The sequence below is a fragment of the Rhizobium leguminosarum genome, from assembly GCF_010668065.1.
Classification (GTDB): domain Bacteria; phylum Pseudomonadota; class Alphaproteobacteria; order Rhizobiales; family Rhizobiaceae; genus Rhizobium; species Rhizobium leguminosarum_S.
Genome location: NZ_WUEN01000004.1, coordinates 586,040 through 607,284, shown reverse-complemented (window position 1 = coordinate 607,284; position 21,245 = coordinate 586,040). Strand labels below are relative to the sequence as shown.

Sequence of the window (21,245 nt, the reverse complement as noted above, 5' to 3'; positions counted from 1 at the left end):
TCTCGTGCGATGTCGCCTTTCGAGCGCTGATCACTCGAATGGTCTCTCCATCCTCGGCATCGTGGATGACATGGACGGCACCAGTATAGTCACCAAACCCACGGTGCCGATCGCCAGCCATCTTTGTTCGCCGTCATAGACCGCGTCCGGAATGAGAAGATACTGCGGATCATTCAGATCAGGCACGCCGTCTCGAAGGATACGCTATGCTTGGCCTTGTTGGTTCGGTTTTTCTCGTCGTTCCATTGAAACCGTGGCATGTGCTATCCAACAAAATTGTACGTACAAATTTGTAAATTTTAAGAGATCATCGGGAAATGAAATCCGTCTTCCGGTAGCCCTGGATATAAAGCAGGGCGGTCAAGTCGCCGTGGTTGATGCGCATCTGCGCTTCTGCGGCAACAGCGGGCTTGGCGTGGAGCGCGACGCCGGAGCCGGCAAGGTGCAGCATGCCGAGATCGTTGGCGCCGTCACCGACGGCGATCGCTTCTTCCGGCGAAATGCCAAGGCGAGCCGATATTTCGTTCAGCGCATCGACTTTTGCCTGTTTGCCGAGGATCGGTTCGGCGACGAAACCGGAGAGGATGCCGCCGTCTTCTAGCAGCGTGTTGGCGCGGTTCTCGTCGAAGCCGAGGGTGGCGGCGATGCGGCTGGTGAAGACGGTGAAGCCGCCGGAGACAAGCGCGGTGTAATGGCCTTTCGACTTCATGGTGGCAAGCAGTTCCGGACCGCCCGGGGTGAGCGTGATGCGCTTGGCGATGACCTCGTCGACGACCGATATCGGCAGCCCCTTCAGCAGGGCGACACGCTCACGCAGGGCAGGCTCGAAAGCGATCTCGCCGTTCATGGCCCGGGCAGTGATGGTCGCGACCTTCTCCTTGAGGCCGACTTCGGCGGCGAGCTCGTCGATGCATTCCTGGCCGATCATCGTCGAATCCATATCGGCGATCAGCAGCTTCTTGCGGCGGGTCTCCTGCTCCTGGATAACGAGGTCGATGGGCGCGCCTGATATGACGGCAAGGATATTGGCCTCGGCCGCTTGCGCATCGGTGCCGTCGCGCAGTGCGATGTCGCAGGCAACGCCATCGGCCAGCCAGTAGAGACCGGAAGCGTTCACGGCCTCGGCCGCCTGTTCGGCGATTTCGGGTGTCAGTACGGGATTTGACGGATTGGCAACAAGCGTGGCAACGAGGGCCATGATGGAAAACCTTCTGAGCACAGTGAACGCGATCCTGATAACCGGGCCGACCGCCAGCGGCAAGTCCGCGCTCGCCGTCGAATTGGCCAGACGCCATGACGGCGCGGTCGTCAATGCCGACAGCATGCAGGTCTACGACACGCTGCGAGTGCTGACGGCGCGACCGTCGGACGACGAGATGCAGGGCGTGCCGCATCATCTCTACGGCCACGTGCCGGCGGCTGCGGCCTATTCCACAGGCGCCTGGCTACGCGATGTCGCAGCGTTGCTGCCGACGCTGAGGGACGCGGGACGGCTGCCGGTCTTCGTCGGCGGCACGGGGCTTTATTTCAAGGCGCTGACCGGCGGTCTCTCGGATATGCCGGAGATACCGGAGGTGCTGCGGGAGAAACTCAGGACGCGGCTGCTGGAGGAGGGGCCGGACGGGCTCTATGCCGAACTCGCCGAGGTCGATCCCGCCATGGCAGCAAGCCTTAACCGCCAGGACGGACAGCGCATCGTCCGGGCGCTTGAAGTGGTAAAGGCGACGGGGCGGTCGATCGCCGATTTCCAGGGCCGGTCGGGACCGGTGATCATCGACGCGGCTGAGGCCCGCAAGATCGTCGTGCTGCCGGATAGGGCTCTGCTGCACCAGCGCATCAACGGGCGTTTCGAAAAGATGCTGCAGCAAGGCGCGGAAGATGAGGTACGGGCGCTGCTTGCGCTCGACCTGCCGGCCGAGGCGCCTGTGATGAAGGCAATCGGCGTGTCGCAGATTGCGGCGATGCTCACGGGTGAGATGACGCGCGGCGAGGTGCTGGAGAAGGGGGCTGCGGCGACGCGGCAATATGCCAAGCGGCAAATGACATGGTTCCGCAACCAGATCGACGACAGCTGGGAGCGGCTGACGGTTTAGGCCTCAGCTTGTTGCGGACCTCCCGCTGCAGACATCTGCTGGCTCAGCAGTTTGACGAGTTCGCCGACCGCCGCCTGCAGCTGTTCCGGCAGAAATCCGCCGAAGCCCAGCATCAGGCCGGGGCACGCCGGCCGGGTGGCATACATCGGGGAGATCGCCCGCACGGCGAGGCCGGCCGAGAGGGCGCGGGCTGCGAGTTGCACGTCGTCGACCTCCTCAGGCAGCCATAGGAGAATATGCATGCCCTGGTCGCTCTGCTGCACGCGGCAGCCCTCAGGCAAGGCCCGATCGAGCGCCGAAAGCAGAACAGCGCGGCGCTCGGCATAGAGGCCTCGGATGCGCCGGATGTGCGCTTCGAAATAGCCTTCCCTCATATAGGCCGCCAAAACGTGCTGTTCGGCGATCGGCGAATGCCGGTCGAGAATGGCACGGGCGCCGGCAAAGGCTTCCGCGAGTGGCGAAGGGGCGATGACGTAGCCGAGGCGCAGGGAAGGAAAGAGCACCTTGCTGAAGGTGCCGAGATAGATGACGCGTGAGGGACGCAACCCTTGCATCGAGGGAAAGGGGTGTCCGGCATAACGCAGCTCGCTGTCGTAGTCGTCTTCGACGATCCAGGCGCGATTTTGGTCGGCCCAGGTGATCAAGGCATTGCGCCGCGCCATGCTGAGCGGCATCCCGATCGGATATTGGTGCGAAGGGGTGACGAACGCGGCGCGCGCCTGCGGACATAGCTCGAGGCCGCGTTCCACGTTCATTCCCTGTGCATCGACCGGCAGGCGGTGCATCTGTACGCCGAGATCATCGAGCACCGCCGTCAAGCCGGGATAGGCCGGGTCCTCGGCCCATACCGGATCGTCACGCGAGAGAAGCACCCGGCCGGCCATATAGAGGCCTTGCTGGGTGCCTGACGTGACGATGACCTGTTCCGGCTCACAATGAACGGCCCGCGCGCGGCGGACGTGGTCGGCAATGGCAAGCCTGAGTTCCAGCAAACCCATAGGATCGTGGTAACCCGAGGGTGCGGCCTGTCGCGACGCGCGCACGCGGTTGCCGAGACGGCGCCAGTTGTCGTCGGGCGCAATGCCACAAGCCGGGACGGCGATGGCGAAGGGAACGGGCGGGTGCGGGGTGAGCGCACGGGCGACGGCAATCAGCCGGGCAGCCTGGGAAGGCAGATCGACGGCATCCGCGGTAGATGGCACAGCCGGTGCAAGCGGGGGCGCCGGCGTGGTGTCGATCAGATCGGCGGCAACACGGGTTCCGGCTCCGACCCGCGCTTCGAGATAGCCTTCAGCGGTCAACTGATCGAACACCTCGACAACGGTGCCGCGCGCGATCTTCAGCGAAGCCGCAAGGCTCCGCGTCGAAGGAAGGCGTTCTCCTGACCTCAGCTCACCGCGGGCGATCGCGTTCCGCAGGGCCTGTGCAAGCTGGCGACTCACATTGGCCGTTCGCTCGATCGCTTTGAGCGATGGTATTTCGATGGTGCTACGTCGTTTGGACATCGCAAAATGGTCCATAGAAATTATTCAAAATGGAGCTTCATGGTGGACCAATTTTCAAAGAAAAGGAAGCAGATTGGCGACTTCCCGAGGGCGTGCTTTTCGTCGTCGGGGTGGTACCGTGCGCGAGCGCAAACTTCTGGAAAAGACATAAATGCAGGATCTTCTCGTCGTCTACATCGCCTACGCAATCGCTGCAGGCAGTCCCGGACCAAGCAACATGGCCATCATGAACGTGGCGATGCGGCAAGGGCGTCGACCGGCGCTGGTTCTTGCCGCCGGGGTTATCACGATGTCGACATGCTGGGGGTTGGTCGCGGTCACCGGCATCTCGACGCTCCTGGTCCGCTATGCTCATGCCCTGTTGTTCCTCAAGATCGCAGGCGGATTGTACCTTCTCTGGCTCGCCTGGAGGGCGGCCCGCTCGGCAGCTACGTCGGATATGCCGGCAAGCGAGGTCGTTCGACCCGCCGCGCAACTCGGCGCGCTCTATCGTCGCGGCGTTCTGATGCATCTCGGTAATCCGAAGGCGGTTCTGGCCTGGGTGGCGATCATGTCGCTCGGCCTCAAGCCGGGCGCTTCGCCGGAGATGGCCGTCACGGCATTCGGTGGCTGCGTGCTCTTGGGGATCTCGATATTTGCTGGCTATGCCGTGCTCTTCTCCACGGCACCGATGGTGCGCGGCTACGCCCGTGCGCGGCGGTGGATCGAGGGCAGTCTCGCCGTCTTCTTCGCGGGCGCCGGATCGCGCCTTCTGTTCTCACATTGACCGGATTTTCAGGATCGCATCATGTCTGTCGCTTCTCCGTTTCATGGCCTTTCGGCCTTTCCGCCCACGCCCGCCGATAGGGATGGCCGGGTTGACACCGAAGCCCTCGGCCGCCTGCTGGAACGCCTGTGTGATGCAGGCGTCGCTTCGATAGGCCTTCTCGGCAGCACCGGGATCTACGCCTTTCTCACACGCGAGGATCGACGGCGAGCCGTCGAGGCTGCGGTCGAGTGCGTTCGCGGTCGTATTCCCCTCGTCGTCGGCGTCGGGGCTCTGAGGACAGACCATGCCCGGAGCCTGGCAAGGGATGCCGAGGCCGCCGGTGCAGACGCTCTTCTGCTGGCGCCGGTGTCCTACACGCCGCTTACTCAGGAAGAGGCCTATCAGCATTTCCTTGCCGTCACGGAGGCGGCGAAGCTGCCGCTTTGTATCTACAACAATCCCGGCACGACCCACTTCACCTTCAGCCGGGATCTTCTGCAGCGCCTATCCGATATCGAGACGATCAGGGCCGTGAAGATGCCTCTGCCTGCTGACGGCGATTTCGAAGGCGAGCTGGCGGCATTGCGAGAGAAGACCAGGCTTGCGATCGGCTACAGCGGCGACTGGGGCGCGGCCGAAGCGCTGCTTTCAGGTGCTGATGCCTGGTACAGCGTCATCGGCGGCTTGCTTCCGCGCGTCGCCCTTGCCCTGACCAAGGCCGCGATTGCAGGCGAAGACGGTGAAGTGCGTCGGCTCGATGGTCTTCTCGATCCGCTCTGGCAAACGTTCAAGGCGTTCGGAAGCCTTCGCGTGGTCTACGCGCTGGTCGACCTTCTCTCACTCGCCAGGGCAGAGCTTCCACGCCCTCTCTTGCCGCTCGGGCCGATGGACCGGCAGCGTGTGCTCGAGGCCGTCGAGCCTCTGATCGCCCTGGAGAGCGAGTTGAAGGCTTATTCCTTGTTGTAAAGGCTGCTCAGCGGTTTCTTCAGGATGCTTTCGCGCAGCGACGTGCCGGGTTCCCGGCGCGAGACGGCGGGCTGGTCCGCCGGCGGTGCCGGCCGGGGAAAGACCGGCTCGTCGCGGCGCATCTCACGGCGGAGCGCGTCCAGCCTGGGATCGATCGCGGGTGACGTGGCGGGGTCCAGCCGCGGTGTTTGCGGCAGCAGTTCGCGGCGGTAGGATTCGAGCGGTACGGAGGCGGGCGGCGCGGCGGAAGAGACGGGCGGCGTGTATTGCTTCGCGTCGAGATCCTCGTCGGCTGGATCAGCCTCGTCGAAGTCTGCCACGGACGCGGCGTAGTTCTGCTGGAAATTCGAAATGTCGGGTCCGACGGTCACCGCCCGCATGCGGGTGACGATCTTGCGCAGATCGACCGTGTCCGGATCTTCTTCGCTGTTCTTGCTGTTGGCGCTGCTCGCCTTCGGCAAGAGCTTTTCGTCGACGCGGGAAAAACGCATGCGCATCGGCACGCTGATCGCCTCGCCGAAGGCGATCGCTTCGCCGTTGCCGATCGAGGAGATGAAGCTGGTCGTCGAGATCGACGAGTTCGGAATGGCCGAGCGGATGATTTCCTGGTCTCGGTCGTTGGCAAGGCGCATGGCAAAGAGCGTCGAACATTGCGACAGGATCGTCTGATCGAGCTCGCCGGGGCGCTGGGTGATGATGCCGAGCGAGACGCCGTATTTGCGGCCTTCCTTGGCGATGCGGGCGATCGCCTGGCGCGTCGGCACGAAGCCGAGGCTCGGATCGGAGGGGATATAACGGTGAGCTTCCTCGCAGACGACGAGCATGTGGATGGCGCCGTCGCTCCACAGCGCCACCTCGAAGGCCATGCGGCAGAGTACGGAGGCGACAGAATTGACGACCTCGGAGGGGATGCCGGCAAGCTGGAAAGTGCAGATCGGCCGGTTCTCGCCGGGGATGCGGAAGATCTGCGCGATGGTTTCGGTGATCGTGTCGCTGATCGTGTTGTTGGAGAACATGAAGTGATAGCGCGGATCGTTGATCGCAGCGATGAGGCGCATCTTCAGCGACCGCAGGAAGGGTTTTTCCGAACGGCCTTCCAGGCGGCCGATGCGCTCGTCGATCAGCGCCAGCAGATCGGCCATGCGGTAGGGAACCGGCGTGTCGGCGGTGATCGAACTCTTTTCGGTCGTGCGGCGCACCAGTGAATTGTCGCTGCCGCGGAAGGCGCGCTTGGCCTCCGGCAGGATATCGCGCAGCATGTCGAGCTCTTCGGGCACCGGCGGGCGGCCGCGAAACACGACCTCGGCAAACTCCTCCAGCCGCATCAGCCAGAAGGGCAGGTCGAGCGTATCGGTATCGATGGTGACGGCGTGCTCGGGAAAGGCGGCGGCGAATTCATTATGCGGATCGAGGATCAGGACGCGCAGCTTCGGATCCGCCGCGATCGCCTTGTGCAGGAGCAGCGACACGGCCGTCGACTTGCCGACGCCGGTGGAGCCGACGACGGCGAAATGCTTGGAGAGCATCGTGGGGATATGGATCGCCGCATCGATGCTTTCGTCCTGCGTCAGCTTGCCGATGACGGCGGTCGTGCCTTCGCCGGCATCGTAGATGCGCATCAGGTCGGCGGATCGGATGCGGTGGGCGATGGCGCCGAGATAGGGATAACGCGAGATGCCGGTCGAGAATTCCTCGCGCCCGTCCTCGTCGACACGGACTTCGCCAAGCAGCTCGGTCTCGATCCTGAACGTATTGTCCTCGCCTTCGCCCCAGGAATGGCTGCCGGTATTCATCTGATAGACGAGCGCGACGACGCGGTTGCGGCCGACGCTGATCGAAATCAGCCGGCCCACGGACCACAGTTCAGTCAGATCGGTGCCGCCCTGTTCGGCGACGGCGGCGATGGTGGCCCGCGACCCGCTGCATGCAACGACGCGGCCGAGAAAGCGGTTCCCCGGTGTATGGCCATCGCGGCGATCCTGTTCACCCGCCTTACCAGACGCGTGCAAGTCGTTGTTAAGCAAAGGGCCTACTCCTGCAATGGGAAGCGAGAATATAGCCCTTCCTTTAACAAATCCTTCCGCCCATGGATTTCCCGGTCTGGGGGAGGCTGGCAGTTTTTTATTGCGGCATGCGTTGACGCTGCGAAATTTTCTGTCTATCACTTCCGACCATGAAAATCGCAACGGCTCTTATCGTGGTGGGAAAGCGCATGGGCAGGATGGTGTAACCATCCGGCGATAGCCACCCATGCGCTAGATGACAGGCTCCTCAGGGGCCTTTTTTTATGCCCGAAATTCGGGCTTCCGGCCACAAACGCAATCCCAGCATCAAACGGAACAGACAGATGAGCACGGACAATCAGGCGGCAGGCAATCGGATGACGGGAGCGGAGATCGTTCTCAAGGCGCTGAAGGACAATGGCGTTGAACATATTTTCGGCTATCCCGGCGGCGCCGTCCTGCCGATCTATGACGAGATCTTCCAGCAGGAGGATGTCAAGCACATCCTCGTCCGCCACGAGCAGGGGGCAGGCCATGCGGCCGAAGGTTACGCCCGCTCCACCGGCAAGGTCGGCGTCATGCTGGTGACCTCGGGTCCGGGCGCTACCAATGCGGTCACGCCGCTGCAGGACGCGCTGATGGATTCGATCCCGCTCGTCTGCCTGACTGGACAGGTTCCGACCCCACTGATCGGCTCCGACGCCTTCCAGGAATGCGATACGGTCGGCATCACCCGGCCCTGCACCAAGCACAACTGGCTGGTCAAGGATGTCAACCAGCTTGCCGCCGTCATTCACGAGGCCTTCCGCATCGCCCAGTCCGGCCGTCCAGGCCCCGTCGTCGTCGATATTCCGAAAGACGTGCAGTTTGCGACCGGGACCTACACGCCGCCCGCCGATTACGCGATCCAGAAGAGCTACCAGCCGAAGATCCAGGGCGACCTCAACCAGATCCATGCCGCGATCGAACTGATGGCGAATGCGCGCCGTCCGATAATCTATTCCGGCGGCGGCGTCATCAATTCCGGCCCCGAGGCTTCCAAGCTGTTGCGCGAGCTGGTCGAGCTCACCGATTTCCCGATCACCTCGACGCTGATGGGCCTCGGCGCCTATCCCGCTTCGGGCAAGAACTGGCTGAAGATGCTCGGCATGCACGGCTCCTATGAAGCCAACATGGCGATGCACGATTGCGACGTCATGGTCTGCATCGGCGCCCGTTTCGACGACCGCATCACCGGCCGTCTCAATGCCTTTTCGCCGAACTCGAAGAAGATCCATATCGATATCGATCCATCCTCGATCAACAAGAACGTCCGGGTCGATATCGGCATTCGCGGCGATGTCGGCCATGTCCTCGAAGACATGGTCCGCCTGTGGCGGGCGCTGCCGAAGAAGCCGGAAAAAGGTCGCCTGGAAGACTGGTGGACCGATATCGCCCGCTGGCGGGCACGCAACTCCTTCGCCTATACGAAGAGCAATGACGTCATCATGCCGCAATATGCGCTGGAGCGGCTCTTTGCCCATACCAAGGATCGCGATACCTACATCACCACCGAAGTCGGCCAGCACCAGATGTGGGCGGCACAGTTCTTCGGTTTCGAGCAGCCAAACCGCTGGATGACCTCGGGCGGCCTCGGCACGATGGGCTACGGCCTGCCGGCCGCGCTCGGCGTGCAGATCGCCCATCCCGACAGCCTCGTCATCGACATTGCCGGCGACGCCTCGATCCAGATGTGTATCCAGGAAATGTCGGCGGCGATCCAGCACGATGCGCCGATCAAGATCTTCATCATGAACAACCAGTATATGGGCATGGTGCGCCAGTGGCAGCAGCTGCTGCACGGCAACCGCCTGTCGAATTCCTATACGGAGGCGATGCCCGATTTCGTCAAGCTGGCGGAGGCCTATGGCGCCGTCGGCCTGCGCTGCGAAAAACCGGATGCGTTGGATGACACCATTCTGGAGATGATCGAGGTCAGAAAGCCTGTCATCTTCGATTGCCGTGTCGCCAATCTCGCCAATTGTTTCCCGATGATCCCCTCGGGCAAGGCCCATAACGAAATGCTGTTGCCGGACGAAGCCACCGACGAAGCGGTCGCCAATGCGATCGACGCCAAGGGCCGCGCGCTCGTCTGACATTTTTAATTTGCGCATAACCCTTTCCGAAAATCGCTTTCGATTTTCAGGGTTATGCGGCAGGGAAGAGGAAACTCAAGACCATGAACGCACACCTACAGCCCACGGGCTCCGCCTATTTCATCTCGCCGGAAACGGCGGCCGTCGAAAGCCACACGCTTTCGGTTCTCGTCGACAACGAACCGGGCGTTCTTGCCCGGGTCATCGGCCTGTTTTCCGGCCGCGGCTACAATATCGAGAGCCTGACGGTCTCCGAGACCGAGCATCAGGCGCATCTTTCCCGCATCACCGTCGTCACACGCGGCACGCCGCAGGTGCTGGAGCAGATCAAGGCGCAGCTCGAGCGCATCGTGCCGGTGCATCGCGTCGTCGACCTGACGGTGCGCGCCCGCGAACTCGGCCAGGACCGGCCGATCGAGCGCGAAGTGGCGCTGATCAAGGTGATCGGCGAGGGCGAGATGCGCGCCGAGACCCTGCGCCTTGCCGATGCCTTTCATGCCAAGGTAGTGGATGCGACCGTCGGTCACTTCATTCTGGAGATCACCGGAAAATCGTCGAAGATCGATCAGTTCGTGGCGATCATGAAGCCGCTCGGCCTCATCGAGGTGTGCCGTACCGGCATTGCGGCGATGAACCGCGGCGTGCAGGGCATGTAAATATTACAGCCCGGGCATCTAAGCCCGATGCTGCAATCATTGGGAAAGCCGCTAGAGATCAGAGCATCTCCAGCGGCTTTTTCTTTGTGGGAGGCGGAAAGGCGGCGTCGAGGACGTCCCAGTCCTCGTCGGTGATGTCGAGCGAGACGCAGCCGCGGTTTTCGGCTGCGCGTTCGGCATTCGAGGTCTTCGGAATGACGATGACGCCGTCGCGTTCGAGCAGGAAGGCGAGCGCCAGCTGGGCGGGTGTTGCCTGATAGGCCTTGGCGATGCGGATCAGCTCGGGATGATGCAGGATATTTCCCTGCTCGATCGGCGAATAGGCCATGACGGGAATGCCGCGGCTCTGGCACCAGGGCAGCAGATCGAATTCGATGCCGCGGCGGGAGAGATTGTAGAGCACCTGGTTGGCGGCGACATTGGCGCCGTCGGGCACGCCGAGCAGTTCCTCCATGTCGTCGGTGTCGAAGTTGGAGACGCCCCAGGCGCCGATCTTGCCGGATGCCTTCAGCATTTCGAAGGCGGCGACGGTCTCTGTGAGCGGATGGTCTCCGCGCCAGTGCAGCAGATAGAGATCGATGCGATCGGTGCCCAGCCGTTCGAGACTGCGCTCGCAGGCCTCGACCGTGCCTTTCAGGCTGGCATTCCAGGGATAGACCTTGCTGACGATGAAGACCTCGTCGCGCCGGCCCCTGATCGCCTGGCCGACGATCTCTTCGGCGCCACCGTCGCCGTACATTTCGGCGGTGTCGATCAGCGTCATGCCGAGATCGATGCCGGCCTTCAGGCTTTCGATCTCAGCCCTGGCATGGCCGGCATCCTCGCCCATGGCCCAGGTACCCTGGCCGAGCGCCGGCACCTCAGTGCCATCAGGGAATGTGATCGATGGAATCGGGTCGTCCTGCATGGTTTCTGTCCGTTCGACAGGAGATTGGGCCGGATCGCCATCTTTCAAGTAATCCTGTCACCATGACAATGATGTAATGGCATCGGTGGTTTAGGACAGTTATGCTGACCTAAATAAGCAGGCCGCAGAAAAGCTGGCTTCGGGAGGTCGCATGCCGCTGGATACATTTCTCGCCCTCGTTCTCTTCGCCTTCACGACCTCGATCACGCCGGGACCGAACAATATGATGCTTTTCGCATCGGGCGTGAATTTCGGCTTCCGCAGGACGATCCCGCATATGTTCGGCATCGGTGTCGGTTTCTTCTCGCTGCTGATCGGCGTCGGTCTTGGGCTCGGCGCGCTGCTGCACACGGTGCCCGTGGTCTATACGGCGCTGAAGTTTGCCGGCGGCGCCTATCTCCTCTGGATCGCCTGGAAGATCGCCTCGTCGCGCTCGCTCAGCGAAGGCAGGAGCGGCGTCGAGCCGATGTCCTTCTTGGCGGCGGCCGCCTTCCAGTGGGTCAACCCGAAAGCCTGGGTGATGGCGGTCACTGCGATGGCGACCTATACCAATACGCAACTCTACCTGGTGAGCGTGCTGATCGTCGGTCTCGCTTTTGCGGCAGTCAATGTGCCCAGCGTCTCGACTTGGGCAGGCTTCGGCTCGGCGCTGAGGGAATGGCTTTCCGATCCGGTGCGGCTGAAATGGTTCAATATCAGCATGGCGGTGCTGTTGGTGCTAAGCCTCTGGCCGATGCTAAAATAGAGTGATTGCCGGCTTCATGAGCATCAGCCAGAGAATGCCGATGACAGCGAAGAAGGCCGGAAAACCGCAGGCGAACCAGATGCGGTAAAGGCTGAAATAGGCCGGCGGCAGGGCTTTTCCCGCCGCTGCTGCGGCGCGGGCGAGATCGCGCAGCCGGATCTGGATCCAGACGACCGGCAGCCAGAACAGGCCGGTCACGACATAAAGCAGCAGCGACAGCGCAATCCATCCCTCCGACAGTTCCCAGCCGATCGACCGGGCCAGCAGATAGCCGGTTGTCGGCTGGAGAATGGCTGCGGTAGCGGTGAAGAGGGTGTCGGCGATGACAACCGTGCTGGCGACATGGGCGATCAGCTTGGGATCGCGTGTCCGGTGCGCCATCACCATGAAGAAGGCGATGCCGGCGCCGGTGCCGAAGAGCACGGTCGCGCCGATGACATGGGCAAGCAGCAGCCATTCCTCAAGCATCAGCGTTCATCCAGGGTGGCAAGTGCGGTGAGTGTCAGCAGGATCGATGGCAGCACCTTGACGAGGGGACCGAGCGGATCGAGCCAGAGTGCGGGTTCGAGCAGGCTGGCGCCGGCAAGATAGGCGAACGACACGGCCAGCATGCCGAGAAGGGCACGTTTCGCCAGCGGGCGAAGGAGGACGGCGGCGCCGAGAGCGATGTCGATCAGGCAGGTTGCAAGCGTCAGCGCAGTTGCCGCGGCCTCAGGCATGAACGGCAGGAAGTGAACGGACGTCTTCTCCAGCGCCAGCAGCGGGATCACACCGGAGAGCAGCCAGAAAGCGGATAGGCCCGCAATGACGAGCGGCTTCAGAAGATAGAGCCTGGCAAACCAGAGATCCTGTACGCCGGAGGGATTGGCCGAGAGGGTCGCTGCCGCGGGTGTCGTGGCAAGACCGCTCCCTGTTTTCGAGCTCCGCACACCTTCGGACATGACAGTCATCGCCGTCGAGCGCAGCGGCGAACGCCAGCCGAGCAGTCCTGATAGATCGGCCAGCCACGTCACCGGGCCGGCAAGCCAGCGGGGAAGAGAGAACACACGGGCGGGCGGCAGGCCGAGCCACCGGCGGTGAAGGCGGACGAGATCGGCGAGCGTCAGAACTTCGTTGGCGGCAAGATCGATATCGCCGGAGATGCCGCCGGTGACTGCCCGCGACACGGCTTCCGCCACATCGTCCACCGAAAGTGTTTCGACCGGACTTTCGGCATGGACCAGCGGCAGCATCAGGGGAAAGGCGGCAAGCGCCCTCAGCAGCGCCGAACCGCCATGGGCATTGCGGCCGAGAACGAGGGCAGGGCGCAGGATGAGGTAAGGCAGGCCGCTTGCCGCCAGCGCCTCGTCGGCCCGCCGCTTGGTGGCGAGGAAGGGAAGATCGCCAGCGGCTCCCGCCGTCCTTGCCGATATCTGCACGATCAGCGGGCGCGACGAGCGTTTTGCCGCGGAATAGAGCGCCAGCATCGCCTCTTCCTGGGTGGCCGACAGATCATCCGACAGGCCGTCCTGCAGGGCGCCGGCGCAATTGACGACGACATGCTGGTCCTTGAGGATCTCGTCCCAATCCGCTGGTTTCGTCATGCGCGATAGATCTGCGCGCCGCCAGTCGAGCGCCGGCTGTTTCAGGCGTGCACGCGTGGGATTACGGCCGAGCCCAGTCACGGCGTGGCCGTCGGCAACCAGCCGGGCCGCGATGACGGAGCCTATGAAGCCGGTTGCGCCGAGAATCAGGATGTTCATGGCAGGAGATTAGCGGAAAAGCGTGAGTGGGATAGGAGGGCTTGGGCGCATAGAAGGGCTTGGCGGGCCTGCGGCATATGTTTAGAAAGAGGGTGAATACTTCGAAGGATGCTTTGATAGAGAGCGGGGCTTTGCTTCATTCCCCCTTCTCCCCAGCGGGGAGAAGGTGCCGGGCAGGCAGATGAGGGGGTGAGCAGCAAAGCTGCGAATGCGCTGAGCGTAAGCGAAGGGCAACAATAAATGTTTTGCCGTGCCGTCCCCTCATCCGACCCTTCGGGCCGCCTTCTCCCCGCTGGGGAGAAGAGGGAGCAAGCCGCGGATGCGGAAGTTGCCTATCTGCCGTTAGAGGAGGATCTTGCCTTGCACGACGATCATGACCACGATCATTCCCACCACCACGATCACGACAACCATTATTCCGACATGCAGGCGCGCGTGAAGGCGCTGGAAACGCTGCTGACGGAGAAGGGGCTGATCGATCCGGCGGCGATCGATATGATCGTCGAGACCTACGAGACGAAGGTGGGGCCGAGGAACGGCGCGCATGTCGTTGCCAAGGCCTGGAGCGATCCTGATTTCGCCGACTGGCTGAGGCGCGATGCGACGGCGGCCATCGCCAGCCTCGGCTATACCGGCCGGCAGGGCGAGCATATGCGGGCCGTCTTCAATACGGCCGAGACCCATAATCTCGTCGTCTGCACCCTCTGCTCCTGTTATCCTTGGTCGGTGCTCGGCCTGCCGCCGGTCTGGTACAAGGCGCCGGCCTACCGCTCGCGCGCCGTCATCGATCCGCGCGGCGTGCTGGCCGAATTCGGCCTGACGCTGCCTGAGGACAAGAAGGTCCGCGTCTGGGATTCGACGGCGGAGCTGCGTTACCTCGTCATTCCCGAACGGCCCGGAGGGACCGACGGAATGGATGAGCAAACGCTCGCCGGCCTCGTCAGCCGCGATGCGATGATCGGTACGGCCGTTGCCCGCAAGCCGGAGAGCGCCGCATGAACGGACCGCACGATCTCGGCGGGCAGATGGGCTTCGGTCCTGTCGCGCCCGAAAAGGACGAGCCTTATTTCCATGCAGAATGGGAAAAGCGGGCGCTCGGCATTACGCTTTCCTGCGGCGCTTTCGGCGCATGGACGATCGATGAAAGCCGGCATGCGCGCGAGAATATTCCGCCGGCCGATTACCTCGCCGCCAGCTATTACGAGATCTGGATCCGCGGCATCGACAAGCTGCTCGAACGGCATGGCTTTGCGACGCGCGCGGAATTGCTGTCCGGTCATGCGCAGCAGCCAGGAGCCGTTCCGAAGCGGGTGCTGAGGGCGGACATGGTGCCCGGCGTTTTGGCGAAGGGCGGCCCTTGCGATCGTCCTGTTAAGACCGCGCCGCTCTTTGCTGTCGGCGAGACGGTGAGGACGAAGAATTTCAATCCGGTAACACATACGCGCCTGCCGCGTTATGCCCGAGCCAAAACTGGCGTGGTCGAGGTAGTGCAGGGTGCTTTCGTCTTCCCTGACGACAATGCACATGGCGAGGGCGAAAACCCGCAATGGCTCTATACGGTTGTCTTCGATGGCGCGGAGATCTGGGGCGGAGATGCCGATCCCACGCTGACCGTGTCGATCGATGCCTGGGAGAGCTATCTTGAACCAGCATGAAATGTCGCCGCTGATGCAATCGTCCGGGCTGCCGAAGTCGCCGGAGGGCGAGCCAGTTTTTCCTGAGCCATGGGCGGCCGAAGCTTTTGCCATGACCGTGCACCTGCACGCAAAAGGCCTGTTCAGCTGGAGCCAATGGGCTGAAACGCTTTCCGCGCAATTGCACAAGCCTGGCCGGGCCGAAGATGGCAGCGACTATTTCGACTGCTGGGTGGCGGCACTCTCCGACCTTATCGTCGACAACGGAATCGCCGATGCGGAAACGATCCTGGCACTGCAACAGAGCTGGCAGCGGGCGGCGGAGGCGACGCCGCATGGACGGCCAATCGAGCTCGGCAACGATCCCTCACGCTGATCCTTAGATCGGTTCAGCTGTTCACGGAAGCGCAGAACCGCTCTAACCTTTTGTTTCTTGACGCAATTCCTGGCGAAAATCGCTTCGCGCTTTGCCCGGGAAAACCGCTTTGCACTTTTCCTGGAATTACTCTAGGACGGGAACTGCTTGTAGCACTCCTCGGCTACCTCCCGCAGCGTCTCGCGGGAGATTTCACCGGTCACGGCATAACCGAGTTCACCGTCGATCCAGTAAAAGGTTTCGAGATTGCCCGATGAGGCGAAGCGGAAGCTCGTCGTGCGGTTCTCCGCGTTGCGGCCGACCATGACGGTCAGGCGCTCGCCGGCCTGGTTTTCATACATGAACATGGCGCCCGGCCTGCCGTCGACCGGCAGCAGGCGGCCGCCGACAAGCTTGAAGCCGAGCGGCTGCAGGTTCGGGATCTTGAGGTTCTGGATTGCCAGGCGCTTGCCGAGCCAGGTGGCGAGGTGGACCTCCTCGTTTGCGAAGACCTCGACGGGATGGCGAACCTCGGCGGCATAGACCGTGAACGCGGTCTGGGCCTGTTTCGGCAGGGTTTCGGAGCCGGCAAGCTGCAACTCCGGCTTTTCCAGAAGTGCGGGGCCATAATGGCCGCTGACGGCGCCGAGCGTGAAGGCGAGGAGGGCTGATGCGGCGATCGCCCAGCGTTTCGGTCCCGATGAAACAGCACGCGGGAGGACGACGAGCAGAGGATCGGTGTCCTTCGCCTTCTCATAACCGGCAAACAGCGATCGGATGCCTGAATTCTGCGCCTGCCATTCGGCGACCATCGCCGCCTCGTCGGGATTGTCGGCGAGGAAGGTCTCGATGCGGGCGCGCACCGTTTCCGGCAGCTGGCCGTCGGCATAGGCGTGAAGGTCGGCTTCGGTGACGCTCGGATTGGTGTCGTTCATTTCGGTCTCCGAAGCGTAATGATGTTGTCGGCCTTCAATCGCTCGGCGACGCGCCGGCGGGCGCGCGACAGGCGCGACATGACGGTGCCGATCGGGATATCGAGCGCGGCTGCGACCTCGCCATAGGTGTATCCCTCGATGACCACGAGCATCAGCACGGCGCGATGTTCCTCCGAAAGGCTGTTCAGCGCATCGTCCAGCCGGGCACGTTCCAGCGGATCGGCCGGTGGTTCGGGCGCGGCCAGATTGTCTGCGGCATCGAGCTCGACAAGGCCGTCGCGCGTCTTGCCGCGCCGGCCGTTGCGGTAGAGATTGGTCATGATGGTCAGGACCCAGCCGCGCAGGTTGAGGCCGCGCCATTGGCCGCGGCGCGTGAGAACCTTTTCGACACAGTCCTGGAGCAGGTCCTCGCCATCGGCATCCGAGCGCGTCAGGCTGCGCGAATAGCGCCTGAGCGAGGGCAGGAGGGCCAGGATCTGGCCCTCGAAGGTTTCGGGTGCGGGTGTTTTCACGCCGGCTCTCTTGTCATCAAGGCCCCTGCGATCAAGGCTTGGCGAGATCCCAGTTGCCGCCGACGCCATCGCCGGTGATGTCGCCGGCTTTCGTGTCCTTGACCCAGAAATAGAGCGGCATGCCGTCCTTGGCCCATTGCTTCGTGCCATCCTTGCGATCGACGATCGAATATGCACCATCGGCCTTGGCATCGCCAGCGGCCATCAGCGGCGGCCAGTTCTTGGCGCAATCGTCGTTGCAGTTGGAAACGCCCTTGACGTCCTTCTTGAAGGTGTAGAGCGTCATGCCGTTTTCGCCGGCAAGAACCTTGCCCTTGGCGGAGTCGACTTCCTTGACGGGAGCAGCGGCGAAAGCAGCGGTCGCGGCAAGGGCGACGGCCGCCACGACGGACAGGAATTTCACGGATTTCATGATTTCTCTCCTCAGATTGGGCACGCAATCTTGCGATACCTGAGATGAGACACGAGGCGCGGTGGTTTTATTCCAGGCGCAGCAAAAGTTTTCATGGCGGGCGAGGAGGGCCGAAGCCCGTTTCGCCCGCGCACTTCGTGTCGGGCGCCTTATCGGCTATGCTCCGGTGGCAGTCGCCGCCGCCATGTCGACCCAGACCGCTTCGAATATATGGCCATCGGGATCTTCGAAGGCACGGTTGTAGAGCCAACCCATGTCCGTCGGCGCGCGCGGATCGGCTTTGCCGCCGGCGGCTGCGGCTGCCTCGACGATAGCGTCCACCTCTTCACGGCTGTCCATCGTCAGGGCGATCAGCATTTCGCTCGCCTTCTGCGCTTCGGCAACGGGCTTCGGCGTGAAGGTCGCGAAGAAATCGCGCGTCAGCAGATGGAAGAAGATGGCGTCGGACCAAACCATGTTCGACGCCTGGTGATCGCTGAACTGTTCGTTCTTGCTGCAGCCGATCGCTTCATAGAAGCGGGTCGCAGCGGCAAGGTCTTTCACCGGCAGGTTCACGAAGATCATCTTGGGCATTGCAGTTCTCTCCTCTTCCTTGTCTTCCGAGCTTTGCCTTCCAGGCGGCTTCGCCTCACACAAACTCCTGCACGATCTTGTCGCTGGCATGAATGCAGACGATTTCGAGGCGTTCGGTGCCGACATTCTCGAAGCGGTGGGGAATGTTGGCGGCCACGACGACGATATCGCCGGGAAAGGCGCGGGTCTTGGCGTCGCCCACCGTGAATTCGGCTTCGCCCTTTCTGACGGCCCATGTTTCGGAATAGGGGTGGACATGCAGGTCAGGCCCTTGGCCGGGCTCATTGTCGACCAGGAAAAGCGATATCTCGCCGCCATGGTCGCGGCCTTCGAAGCGGACCGTGCGGCTCTGATCGGGTCGCGGTTCCTGGTGGCGAAGAATCCTGAACATCACGTGCCTCCTGCTGGTGCCAGCTGCGATCGCAAAACTATCTTCGTGAGAAGATATATATATTCCCAAAACTATCTTCCTGTCAAGATATCTTCCTCGATGCAGATGGAAGGTGTATGTCTCGGCTGTGGTGGCATATGAGGCAGAAAATGACGAATGGAACTAAAGAAGGCGGCGCCTGCGAGGATCATGTCGACCGGCTGCGCCGGCAATGGGCGCTGGAACTGCCCGACCTCGACACCGAGCCGATGGCGATCCTGGGCCGGGCCTTCCGGCTGTCGAACTTGGTGCGTCCCAGCATCGAGGCGACATTTGCCGATTTTGGCATCGACCGCGGCGAGTTCGACGTCATTGCAACGCTTCGCCGTTCCGGAGCGCCTTACCTGATGACCCCGACGGAGATGTATTCGGCGCTGATGATCTCCTCGGGAGGCCTGACCCACAGGCTCGACCGGCTGGAGAAGGCGGGCCTGATCCGCCGGGAGAAATCACCACGCGATGGGCGCAGCGTGCTGGTGGCATTGAGCGAGGCGGGTGCGGCACTCGCCGAAAAGGCCTTCCGCACAGACATGGCGAGCGAAGCTTCGTTTCTGCAGGCTCTTGATGGAAAGGAGCGCGAGGCGCTTGCGGCGCTGCTGCGCAAGCTGATCGCCGGAATTGAAAATGAGCAGGCGCGGGGAGAGGACGAGAAGGCGGGCTGAGGGGAGATCGGAGCCCGCATCGCCGTTCAGGCAGCAACACGCTGCTTTTGCAGCTCATTTACATCGTGTCGGTTTTCGGATATGATATGTCCTTAATTCCATTGGCAGAGCCAGCCATCACACGAGTTGCTGAATGATCCTGAAAAGCCAGGTCGAGTGGGCGCTTCACTGCTGCGCCATTCTCGCGGGCCTGCCAGAGGGCAGGTACCTTTCCACCAAGGCGCTCGCCGAGCTTCATGGTCTGCCGAAGGAATATCTCTCCAAAGCACTGCAGAGTCTTTCGCAGGCGTCGCTGGTCGAGACCACGCTCGGTCCGAGTGGCGGCTACAGGCTTGCCAAGGCCTCCATGGATATCAACTTTCTAGAGATCGTCGAGGCGGTCGAGGGGAAGGCCCGCAGCTTCACCTGTACGAACATCCGGGCGAACAATCCCTGCCGGCCGGAAGGATATTGCGACAGCAAGCCATGCGCGGTCGCACGCATCATGTGGGAGGCCGACGAGGCCTGGCGGGATACGCTGAGGCGCGTCCGGCTTTCCGATCTGGTCGGCACCTTGTCCGAGGAAGTGCCGGCCGACATTTGGCGGAGCACGTTCGAATGGGTGCTCAAACGCGCCGGCTGAGCGGGGTGCCGATCGCTATGCCTTGAAGATGGTCCTGATGGTCTTCAGGATGGCATGGGCGCTGCGGGCATGTTCCGGGGGCAAGGAGGCGCCGTTGCGGAAACGCTCGGCCCGGCTGGCGAGGTGGTCGGCGATTTCTTTCGCCAGCGCCGGGCGTTCGCTTAGCAGCGGCGCGAAGGCCTCCTGGTCGATCTCATAGGCGGTCACGGGGGTCAGAGCCTCCAGGGTGCAGACTTCCTGCATGCCGGCGAGCAGTCCGGTCTCGCCAAAAAAATCGCCCGGCGCGAGCCGTCCGCATTCCTCGCCTGCGTTCCGCGCTGTGATGATGCCGGCGCGCACCATCATCAGTGAGGGGAGCATTTCGTCCTCCCGCACGATCACATCGCCCTTGCGGAACTCCCGGACAGTCGTGGTTTCGGCGAGCCTGCGCTTTTCATCTGATGTCAGCGTCGCAAAGACCGGAATGGCCTCGATCAGGGCAAGCGGCGTTACGCTCGGCGGCTTTGCGCTTTCTTCCGTCGGCAGATCGGCGGTCAGCACCGTCGCCGACGGCGGAATGGCCAGCAGCAGGCCGGCGGATTTGCAATGGCGATAGACGAGATCGAGCACCTCGTTCCGCGCCGGCACCCGCTGGCTCGGGCTCGTCACCCGAAACTGCAGCTCGACCTCAAGCGCCGTGGCATCCAGCCCCTTGAGTGCCACGACCGGCGGTGGTTCGCGCACGATCGAATTGCAGCTCGCAAGCGCCGTTGCCATGACGTGGCGGACCGATGCCGGCATGCGCGTCGGGGCGATGCGGATGGTGAGGATCAGGAGATGGCTCTCGTCCGGCCGGCTGACATTCGTCAGGCCGAGCTTTGCCAGAAAACTGTTCGGCAGAACGACGACATTGTTGGCGCTGGTCAGGATGTGTGTTGCGCGCCAATTGCTTTCGACGACGCGCCCCTCCGTGCCGTCGCTGAGAAGGATCCAGTCGCCGATGATGTATGGCCGTCCGAGTGTCAGGGCGATGCCGGAGAAGACGTCAGCGAGCGTGTTCTGCAGCGCCAGGCCGAGAATGATGGCGACCACGCCCGAGGTCGCGACGAGGGTGCCGATCGGCACGCCGAAGACGAAGGCCAGAACCGACAGGGCCATGCCGATATAGACGACGCCGATGACCAGATCCTGGAGCAGGCGAGCCTCTCGCGGACTGCCCTCCAGCACCAGATAGAGCCTGATGAAACCGATGACGGCCCATGCCAGATGGATCCACCAGAGGGTTTTTGCGACGATGACGAGCAGGGCCCGCGGATCCTCGGACTCATATCCTTGAAACCGGTGGGGTTCGATGCCGCTGCCGACGAGGATCAGCGTCATTACCGCAAAGAAGAGGATCTGCACCACCAGCCGCGTCGTCGGCCGGTGGCGGGAGAGCAGATGCCAGACGACGATTCCGGCGAATCCGACTGTTATCAGGGATATCAGAGGTTTGCCGAAGAGGGCGTCGTCAATCATCTCTCTGTCTCCGGGGTGCGGGGCCGTACATGATTCAGCATCTCGGCCGCCTGCGCAAGCATCAGGCCTGCGCAGGCGGTATCGCATCGGCCCGAAAATTGGCACCGATTTTC

At 62.6% G+C, this 21,245-nt stretch carries 23 protein-coding genes; 11 read left to right on the top strand and 12 right to left on the bottom strand.

The genetic code is table 11. The features are described 5' to 3' along the window. Positions 1 to 307: 307 nt before the first annotated feature. Positions 308 to 1,198, bottom strand: a complete 891-nt coding sequence (gene serB, locus GR198_RS15165; RefSeq protein ID WP_164069174.1) for a phosphoserine phosphatase SerB — start codon at positions 1,196 to 1,198, stop codon at positions 308 to 310. On the opposite strand from serB, the gene miaA reads away from it, so the two are divergent. Further along, positions 1,197 to 2,093 (top strand): tRNA (adenosine(37)-N6)-dimethylallyltransferase MiaA, encoded by an 897-nt coding sequence (miaA, locus tag GR198_RS15160; protein ID WP_164069173.1) that lies wholly within the window; start codon positions 1,197 to 1,199, stop codon positions 2,091 to 2,093. The two genes, serB and miaA, sit on opposite strands and share 2 nt — an antisense overlap. On the opposite strand, the gene pdxR is transcribed toward miaA, so the two are convergent. Then, positions 2,090 to 3,598: a MocR-like pyridoxine biosynthesis transcription factor PdxR gene (gene pdxR, locus GR198_RS15155; protein WP_204337116.1), complete on the bottom strand. Its 1,509-nt coding sequence runs from the start codon at positions 3,596 to 3,598 to the stop codon at positions 2,090 to 2,092. The genes miaA and pdxR overlap by 4 nt on opposite strands. 151 nt (positions 3,599 to 3,749) lie before the next feature. On the opposite strand from pdxR, the gene GR198_RS15150 reads away from it, so the two are divergent. Both GR198_RS15150 and GR198_RS15145 read left to right on the top strand, forming a co-directional pair. After that, positions 3,750 to 4,364, top strand: a complete 615-nt coding sequence (locus tag GR198_RS15150) for a LysE family translocator (RefSeq protein ID WP_164069171.1) — start codon at positions 3,750 to 3,752, stop codon at positions 4,362 to 4,364. A 21-nt stretch (positions 4,365 to 4,385) separates the two neighbouring features. After that, positions 4,386 to 5,312: a dihydrodipicolinate synthase family protein gene (locus GR198_RS15145; RefSeq protein ID WP_164069170.1), complete on the top strand. Its 927-nt coding sequence runs from the start codon at positions 4,386 to 4,388 to the stop codon at positions 5,310 to 5,312. Here GR198_RS15145 and GR198_RS15140 read toward each other — a convergent pair. Further along, a complete protein-coding gene (locus GR198_RS15140; protein ID WP_164069169.1) occupies positions 5,297 to 7,336 on the bottom strand; it encodes an ATP-binding protein in 2,040 nt (679 codons plus the stop codon). The two genes, GR198_RS15145 and GR198_RS15140, sit on opposite strands and share 16 nt — an antisense overlap. 323 nt (positions 7,337 to 7,659) lie before the next feature. On the opposite strand from GR198_RS15140, the gene GR198_RS15135 reads away from it, so the two are divergent. Both GR198_RS15135 and ilvN read left to right on the top strand, forming a co-directional pair. After that, on the top strand, positions 7,660 to 9,450 hold the full coding sequence (locus GR198_RS15135; protein WP_164052939.1) for an acetolactate synthase 3 large subunit: 1,791 nt from the start codon (positions 7,660 to 7,662) through the stop codon (positions 9,448 to 9,450). Positions 9,451 to 9,533: 83 nt separating this feature from the next. Beyond that, the gene (gene ilvN, locus GR198_RS15130; RefSeq protein WP_003541288.1) at positions 9,534 to 10,106 is read left to right on the top strand and encodes an acetolactate synthase small subunit; all 573 of its coding nucleotides are present in this window, start codon (positions 9,534 to 9,536) and stop codon (positions 10,104 to 10,106) included. Positions 10,107 to 10,164: 58 nt separating this feature from the next. Here the strand turns inward: ilvN and GR198_RS15125 are convergent, their stop codons facing one another. Then, complete coding sequence (locus GR198_RS15125) at positions 10,165 to 11,013, bottom strand: aldo/keto reductase (RefSeq protein ID WP_164069168.1); 849 nt, start codon at positions 11,011 to 11,013, stop codon at positions 10,165 to 10,167. A gap of 151 nt (positions 11,014 to 11,164) precedes the next feature. Here GR198_RS15125 and GR198_RS15120 point away from each other — a divergent pair, with 151 nt between their 5' ends. Further along, a complete protein-coding gene (locus GR198_RS15120; protein WP_029870316.1) occupies positions 11,165 to 11,758 on the top strand; it encodes a LysE family translocator in 594 nt (197 codons plus the stop codon). Here the strand turns inward: GR198_RS15120 and GR198_RS15115 are convergent. Next, a complete protein-coding gene (locus GR198_RS15115) occupies positions 11,750 to 12,226 on the bottom strand; it encodes a DUF2269 family protein (protein ID WP_029870317.1) in 477 nt (158 codons plus the stop codon). The two genes, GR198_RS15120 and GR198_RS15115, sit on opposite strands and share 9 nt — an antisense overlap. Next, positions 12,226 to 13,500: an SDR family oxidoreductase gene (locus GR198_RS15110; RefSeq protein ID WP_029870318.1), complete on the bottom strand. Its 1,275-nt coding sequence runs from the start codon at positions 13,498 to 13,500 to the stop codon at positions 12,226 to 12,228. Before GR198_RS15110 ends, GR198_RS15115 begins: the two co-directional genes overlap by 1 nt. 423 nt (positions 13,501 to 13,923) lie before the next feature. On the opposite strand from GR198_RS15110, the gene nthA reads away from it, so the two are divergent. From nthA to GR198_RS15095, 3 genes are read left to right on the top strand one after another with little or no spacing between them, the layout of a single operon-like run. Continuing rightward, positions 13,924 to 14,499, top strand: a complete 576-nt coding sequence (gene nthA / locus GR198_RS15105; protein ID WP_409514053.1) for a nitrile hydratase subunit alpha — start codon at positions 13,924 to 13,926, stop codon at positions 14,497 to 14,499. After that, positions 14,496 to 15,155, top strand: coding sequence for a nitrile hydratase subunit beta (gene nthB / locus GR198_RS15100; protein WP_164052947.1), 660 nt, complete (start codon positions 14,496 to 14,498; stop codon positions 15,153 to 15,155). Before nthA ends, nthB begins: the two co-directional genes overlap by 4 nt. Then, a complete protein-coding gene (locus GR198_RS15095; protein WP_164046627.1) occupies positions 15,142 to 15,510 on the top strand; it encodes a nitrile hydratase accessory protein in 369 nt (122 codons plus the stop codon). The genes nthB and GR198_RS15095 overlap by 14 nt, the downstream gene beginning before the upstream one ends. A gap of 131 nt (positions 15,511 to 15,641) precedes the next feature. Here the strand turns inward: GR198_RS15095 and GR198_RS15090 are convergent, their stop codons facing one another. From GR198_RS15090 to GR198_RS15070, 5 genes are all read right to left on the bottom strand, one after another. After that, the gene (locus tag GR198_RS15090; protein ID WP_164046626.1) at positions 15,642 to 16,424 is read right to left on the bottom strand and encodes an anti-sigma factor family protein; all 783 of its coding nucleotides are present in this window, start codon (positions 16,422 to 16,424) and stop codon (positions 15,642 to 15,644) included. After that, a complete protein-coding gene (locus tag GR198_RS15085; RefSeq protein WP_012758217.1) occupies positions 16,421 to 16,936 on the bottom strand; it encodes an RNA polymerase sigma factor in 516 nt (171 codons plus the stop codon). The genes GR198_RS15090 and GR198_RS15085 overlap by 4 nt, the downstream gene beginning before the upstream one ends. A gap of 31 nt (positions 16,937 to 16,967) precedes the next feature. Further along, positions 16,968 to 17,348, bottom strand: a complete 381-nt coding sequence (locus GR198_RS15080) for a COG4315 family predicted lipoprotein (protein WP_029870325.1) — start codon at positions 17,346 to 17,348, stop codon at positions 16,968 to 16,970. A gap of 156 nt (positions 17,349 to 17,504) precedes the next feature. Then, positions 17,505 to 17,921 (bottom strand): VOC family protein, encoded by a 417-nt coding sequence (locus GR198_RS15075; protein ID WP_164046625.1) that lies wholly within the window; start codon positions 17,919 to 17,921, stop codon positions 17,505 to 17,507. Positions 17,922 to 17,976: 55 nt separating this feature from the next. Beyond that, a complete protein-coding gene (locus GR198_RS15070; protein ID WP_164046624.1) occupies positions 17,977 to 18,312 on the bottom strand; it encodes a cupin domain-containing protein in 336 nt (111 codons plus the stop codon). A 149-nt stretch (positions 18,313 to 18,461) separates the two neighbouring features. On the opposite strand from GR198_RS15070, the gene GR198_RS15065 reads away from it, so the two are divergent. Together GR198_RS15065 and GR198_RS15060 are read left to right on the top strand one after the other, a co-directional pair. Further along, the gene (locus GR198_RS15065; RefSeq protein WP_164046623.1) at positions 18,462 to 19,013 is read left to right on the top strand and encodes a MarR family winged helix-turn-helix transcriptional regulator; all 552 of its coding nucleotides are present in this window, start codon (positions 18,462 to 18,464) and stop codon (positions 19,011 to 19,013) included. Between the two features lie 133 nt (positions 19,014 to 19,146). After that, on the top strand, positions 19,147 to 19,635 hold the full coding sequence (locus tag GR198_RS15060) for an RrF2 family transcriptional regulator (protein ID WP_164046622.1): 489 nt from the start codon (positions 19,147 to 19,149) through the stop codon (positions 19,633 to 19,635). Positions 19,636 to 19,650: 15 nt separating this feature from the next. Here GR198_RS15060 and GR198_RS15055 read toward each other — a convergent pair whose 3' ends face one another. Then, positions 19,651 to 21,132 carry a cyclic nucleotide-binding domain-containing protein gene (locus GR198_RS15055; RefSeq protein WP_164046621.1) on the bottom strand — a complete coding sequence of 494 codons (1,482 nt, stop codon included), beginning with the start codon at positions 21,130 to 21,132 and terminating at the stop codon, positions 19,651 to 19,653. Between the last annotated feature and the right edge of the window lie 113 nt (positions 21,133 to 21,245).

Coding starts and splice junctions, on each gene's coding strand:
- miaA (WP_164069173.1), top strand. CDS start 1,197: ATGATGGAAAACCTTCTGAGCACAGTGAACGCGATCCTGATAACCGGG.
- serB (WP_164069174.1), bottom strand. CDS start 1,198: ATGGCCCTCGTTGCCACGCTTGTTGCCAATCCGTCAAATCCCGTACTG.
- pdxR (WP_204337116.1), bottom strand. CDS start 3,598: ATGTCCAAACGACGTAGCACCATCGAAATACCATCGCTCAAAGCGATC.
- GR198_RS15150 (WP_164069171.1), top strand. CDS start 3,750: ATGCAGGATCTTCTCGTCGTCTACATCGCCTACGCAATCGCTGCAGGC.
- GR198_RS15145 (WP_164069170.1), top strand. CDS start 4,386: ATGTCTGTCGCTTCTCCGTTTCATGGCCTTTCGGCCTTTCCGCCCACG.
- GR198_RS15135 (WP_164052939.1), top strand. CDS start 7,660: ATGAGCACGGACAATCAGGCGGCAGGCAATCGGATGACGGGAGCGGAG.
- ilvN (WP_003541288.1), top strand. CDS start 9,534: ATGAACGCACACCTACAGCCCACGGGCTCCGCCTATTTCATCTCGCCG.
- GR198_RS15125 (WP_164069168.1), bottom strand. CDS start 11,013: ATGCAGGACGACCCGATTCCATCGATCACATTCCCTGATGGCACTGAG.
- GR198_RS15120 (WP_029870316.1), top strand. CDS start 11,165: ATGCCGCTGGATACATTTCTCGCCCTCGTTCTCTTCGCCTTCACGACC.
- GR198_RS15115 (WP_029870317.1), bottom strand. CDS start 12,226: ATGCTTGAGGAATGGCTGCTGCTTGCCCATGTCATCGGCGCGACCGTG.
- GR198_RS15110 (WP_029870318.1), bottom strand. CDS start 13,500: ATGAACATCCTGATTCTCGGCGCAACCGGCTTCATAGGCTCCGTCATC.
- nthA (WP_409514053.1), top strand. CDS start 13,924: ATGCAGGCGCGCGTGAAGGCGCTGGAAACGCTGCTGACGGAGAAGGGG.
- nthB (WP_164052947.1), top strand. CDS start 14,496: ATGAACGGACCGCACGATCTCGGCGGGCAGATGGGCTTCGGTCCTGTC.
- GR198_RS15090 (WP_164046626.1), bottom strand. CDS start 16,424: ATGAACGACACCAATCCGAGCGTCACCGAAGCCGACCTTCACGCCTAT.
- GR198_RS15080 (WP_029870325.1), bottom strand. CDS start 17,348: ATGAAATCCGTGAAATTCCTGTCCGTCGTGGCGGCCGTCGCCCTTGCC.
- GR198_RS15075 (WP_164046625.1), bottom strand. CDS start 17,921: ATGCCCAAGATGATCTTCGTGAACCTGCCGGTGAAAGACCTTGCCGCT.
- GR198_RS15070 (WP_164046624.1), bottom strand. CDS start 18,312: ATGTTCAGGATTCTTCGCCACCAGGAACCGCGACCCGATCAGAGCCGC.
- GR198_RS15065 (WP_164046623.1), top strand. CDS start 18,462: ATGACGAATGGAACTAAAGAAGGCGGCGCCTGCGAGGATCATGTCGAC.
- GR198_RS15060 (WP_164046622.1), top strand. CDS start 19,147: ATGATCCTGAAAAGCCAGGTCGAGTGGGCGCTTCACTGCTGCGCCATT.
- GR198_RS15055 (WP_164046621.1), bottom strand. CDS start 21,132: ATGATTGACGACGCCCTCTTCGGCAAACCTCTGATATCCCTGATAACA.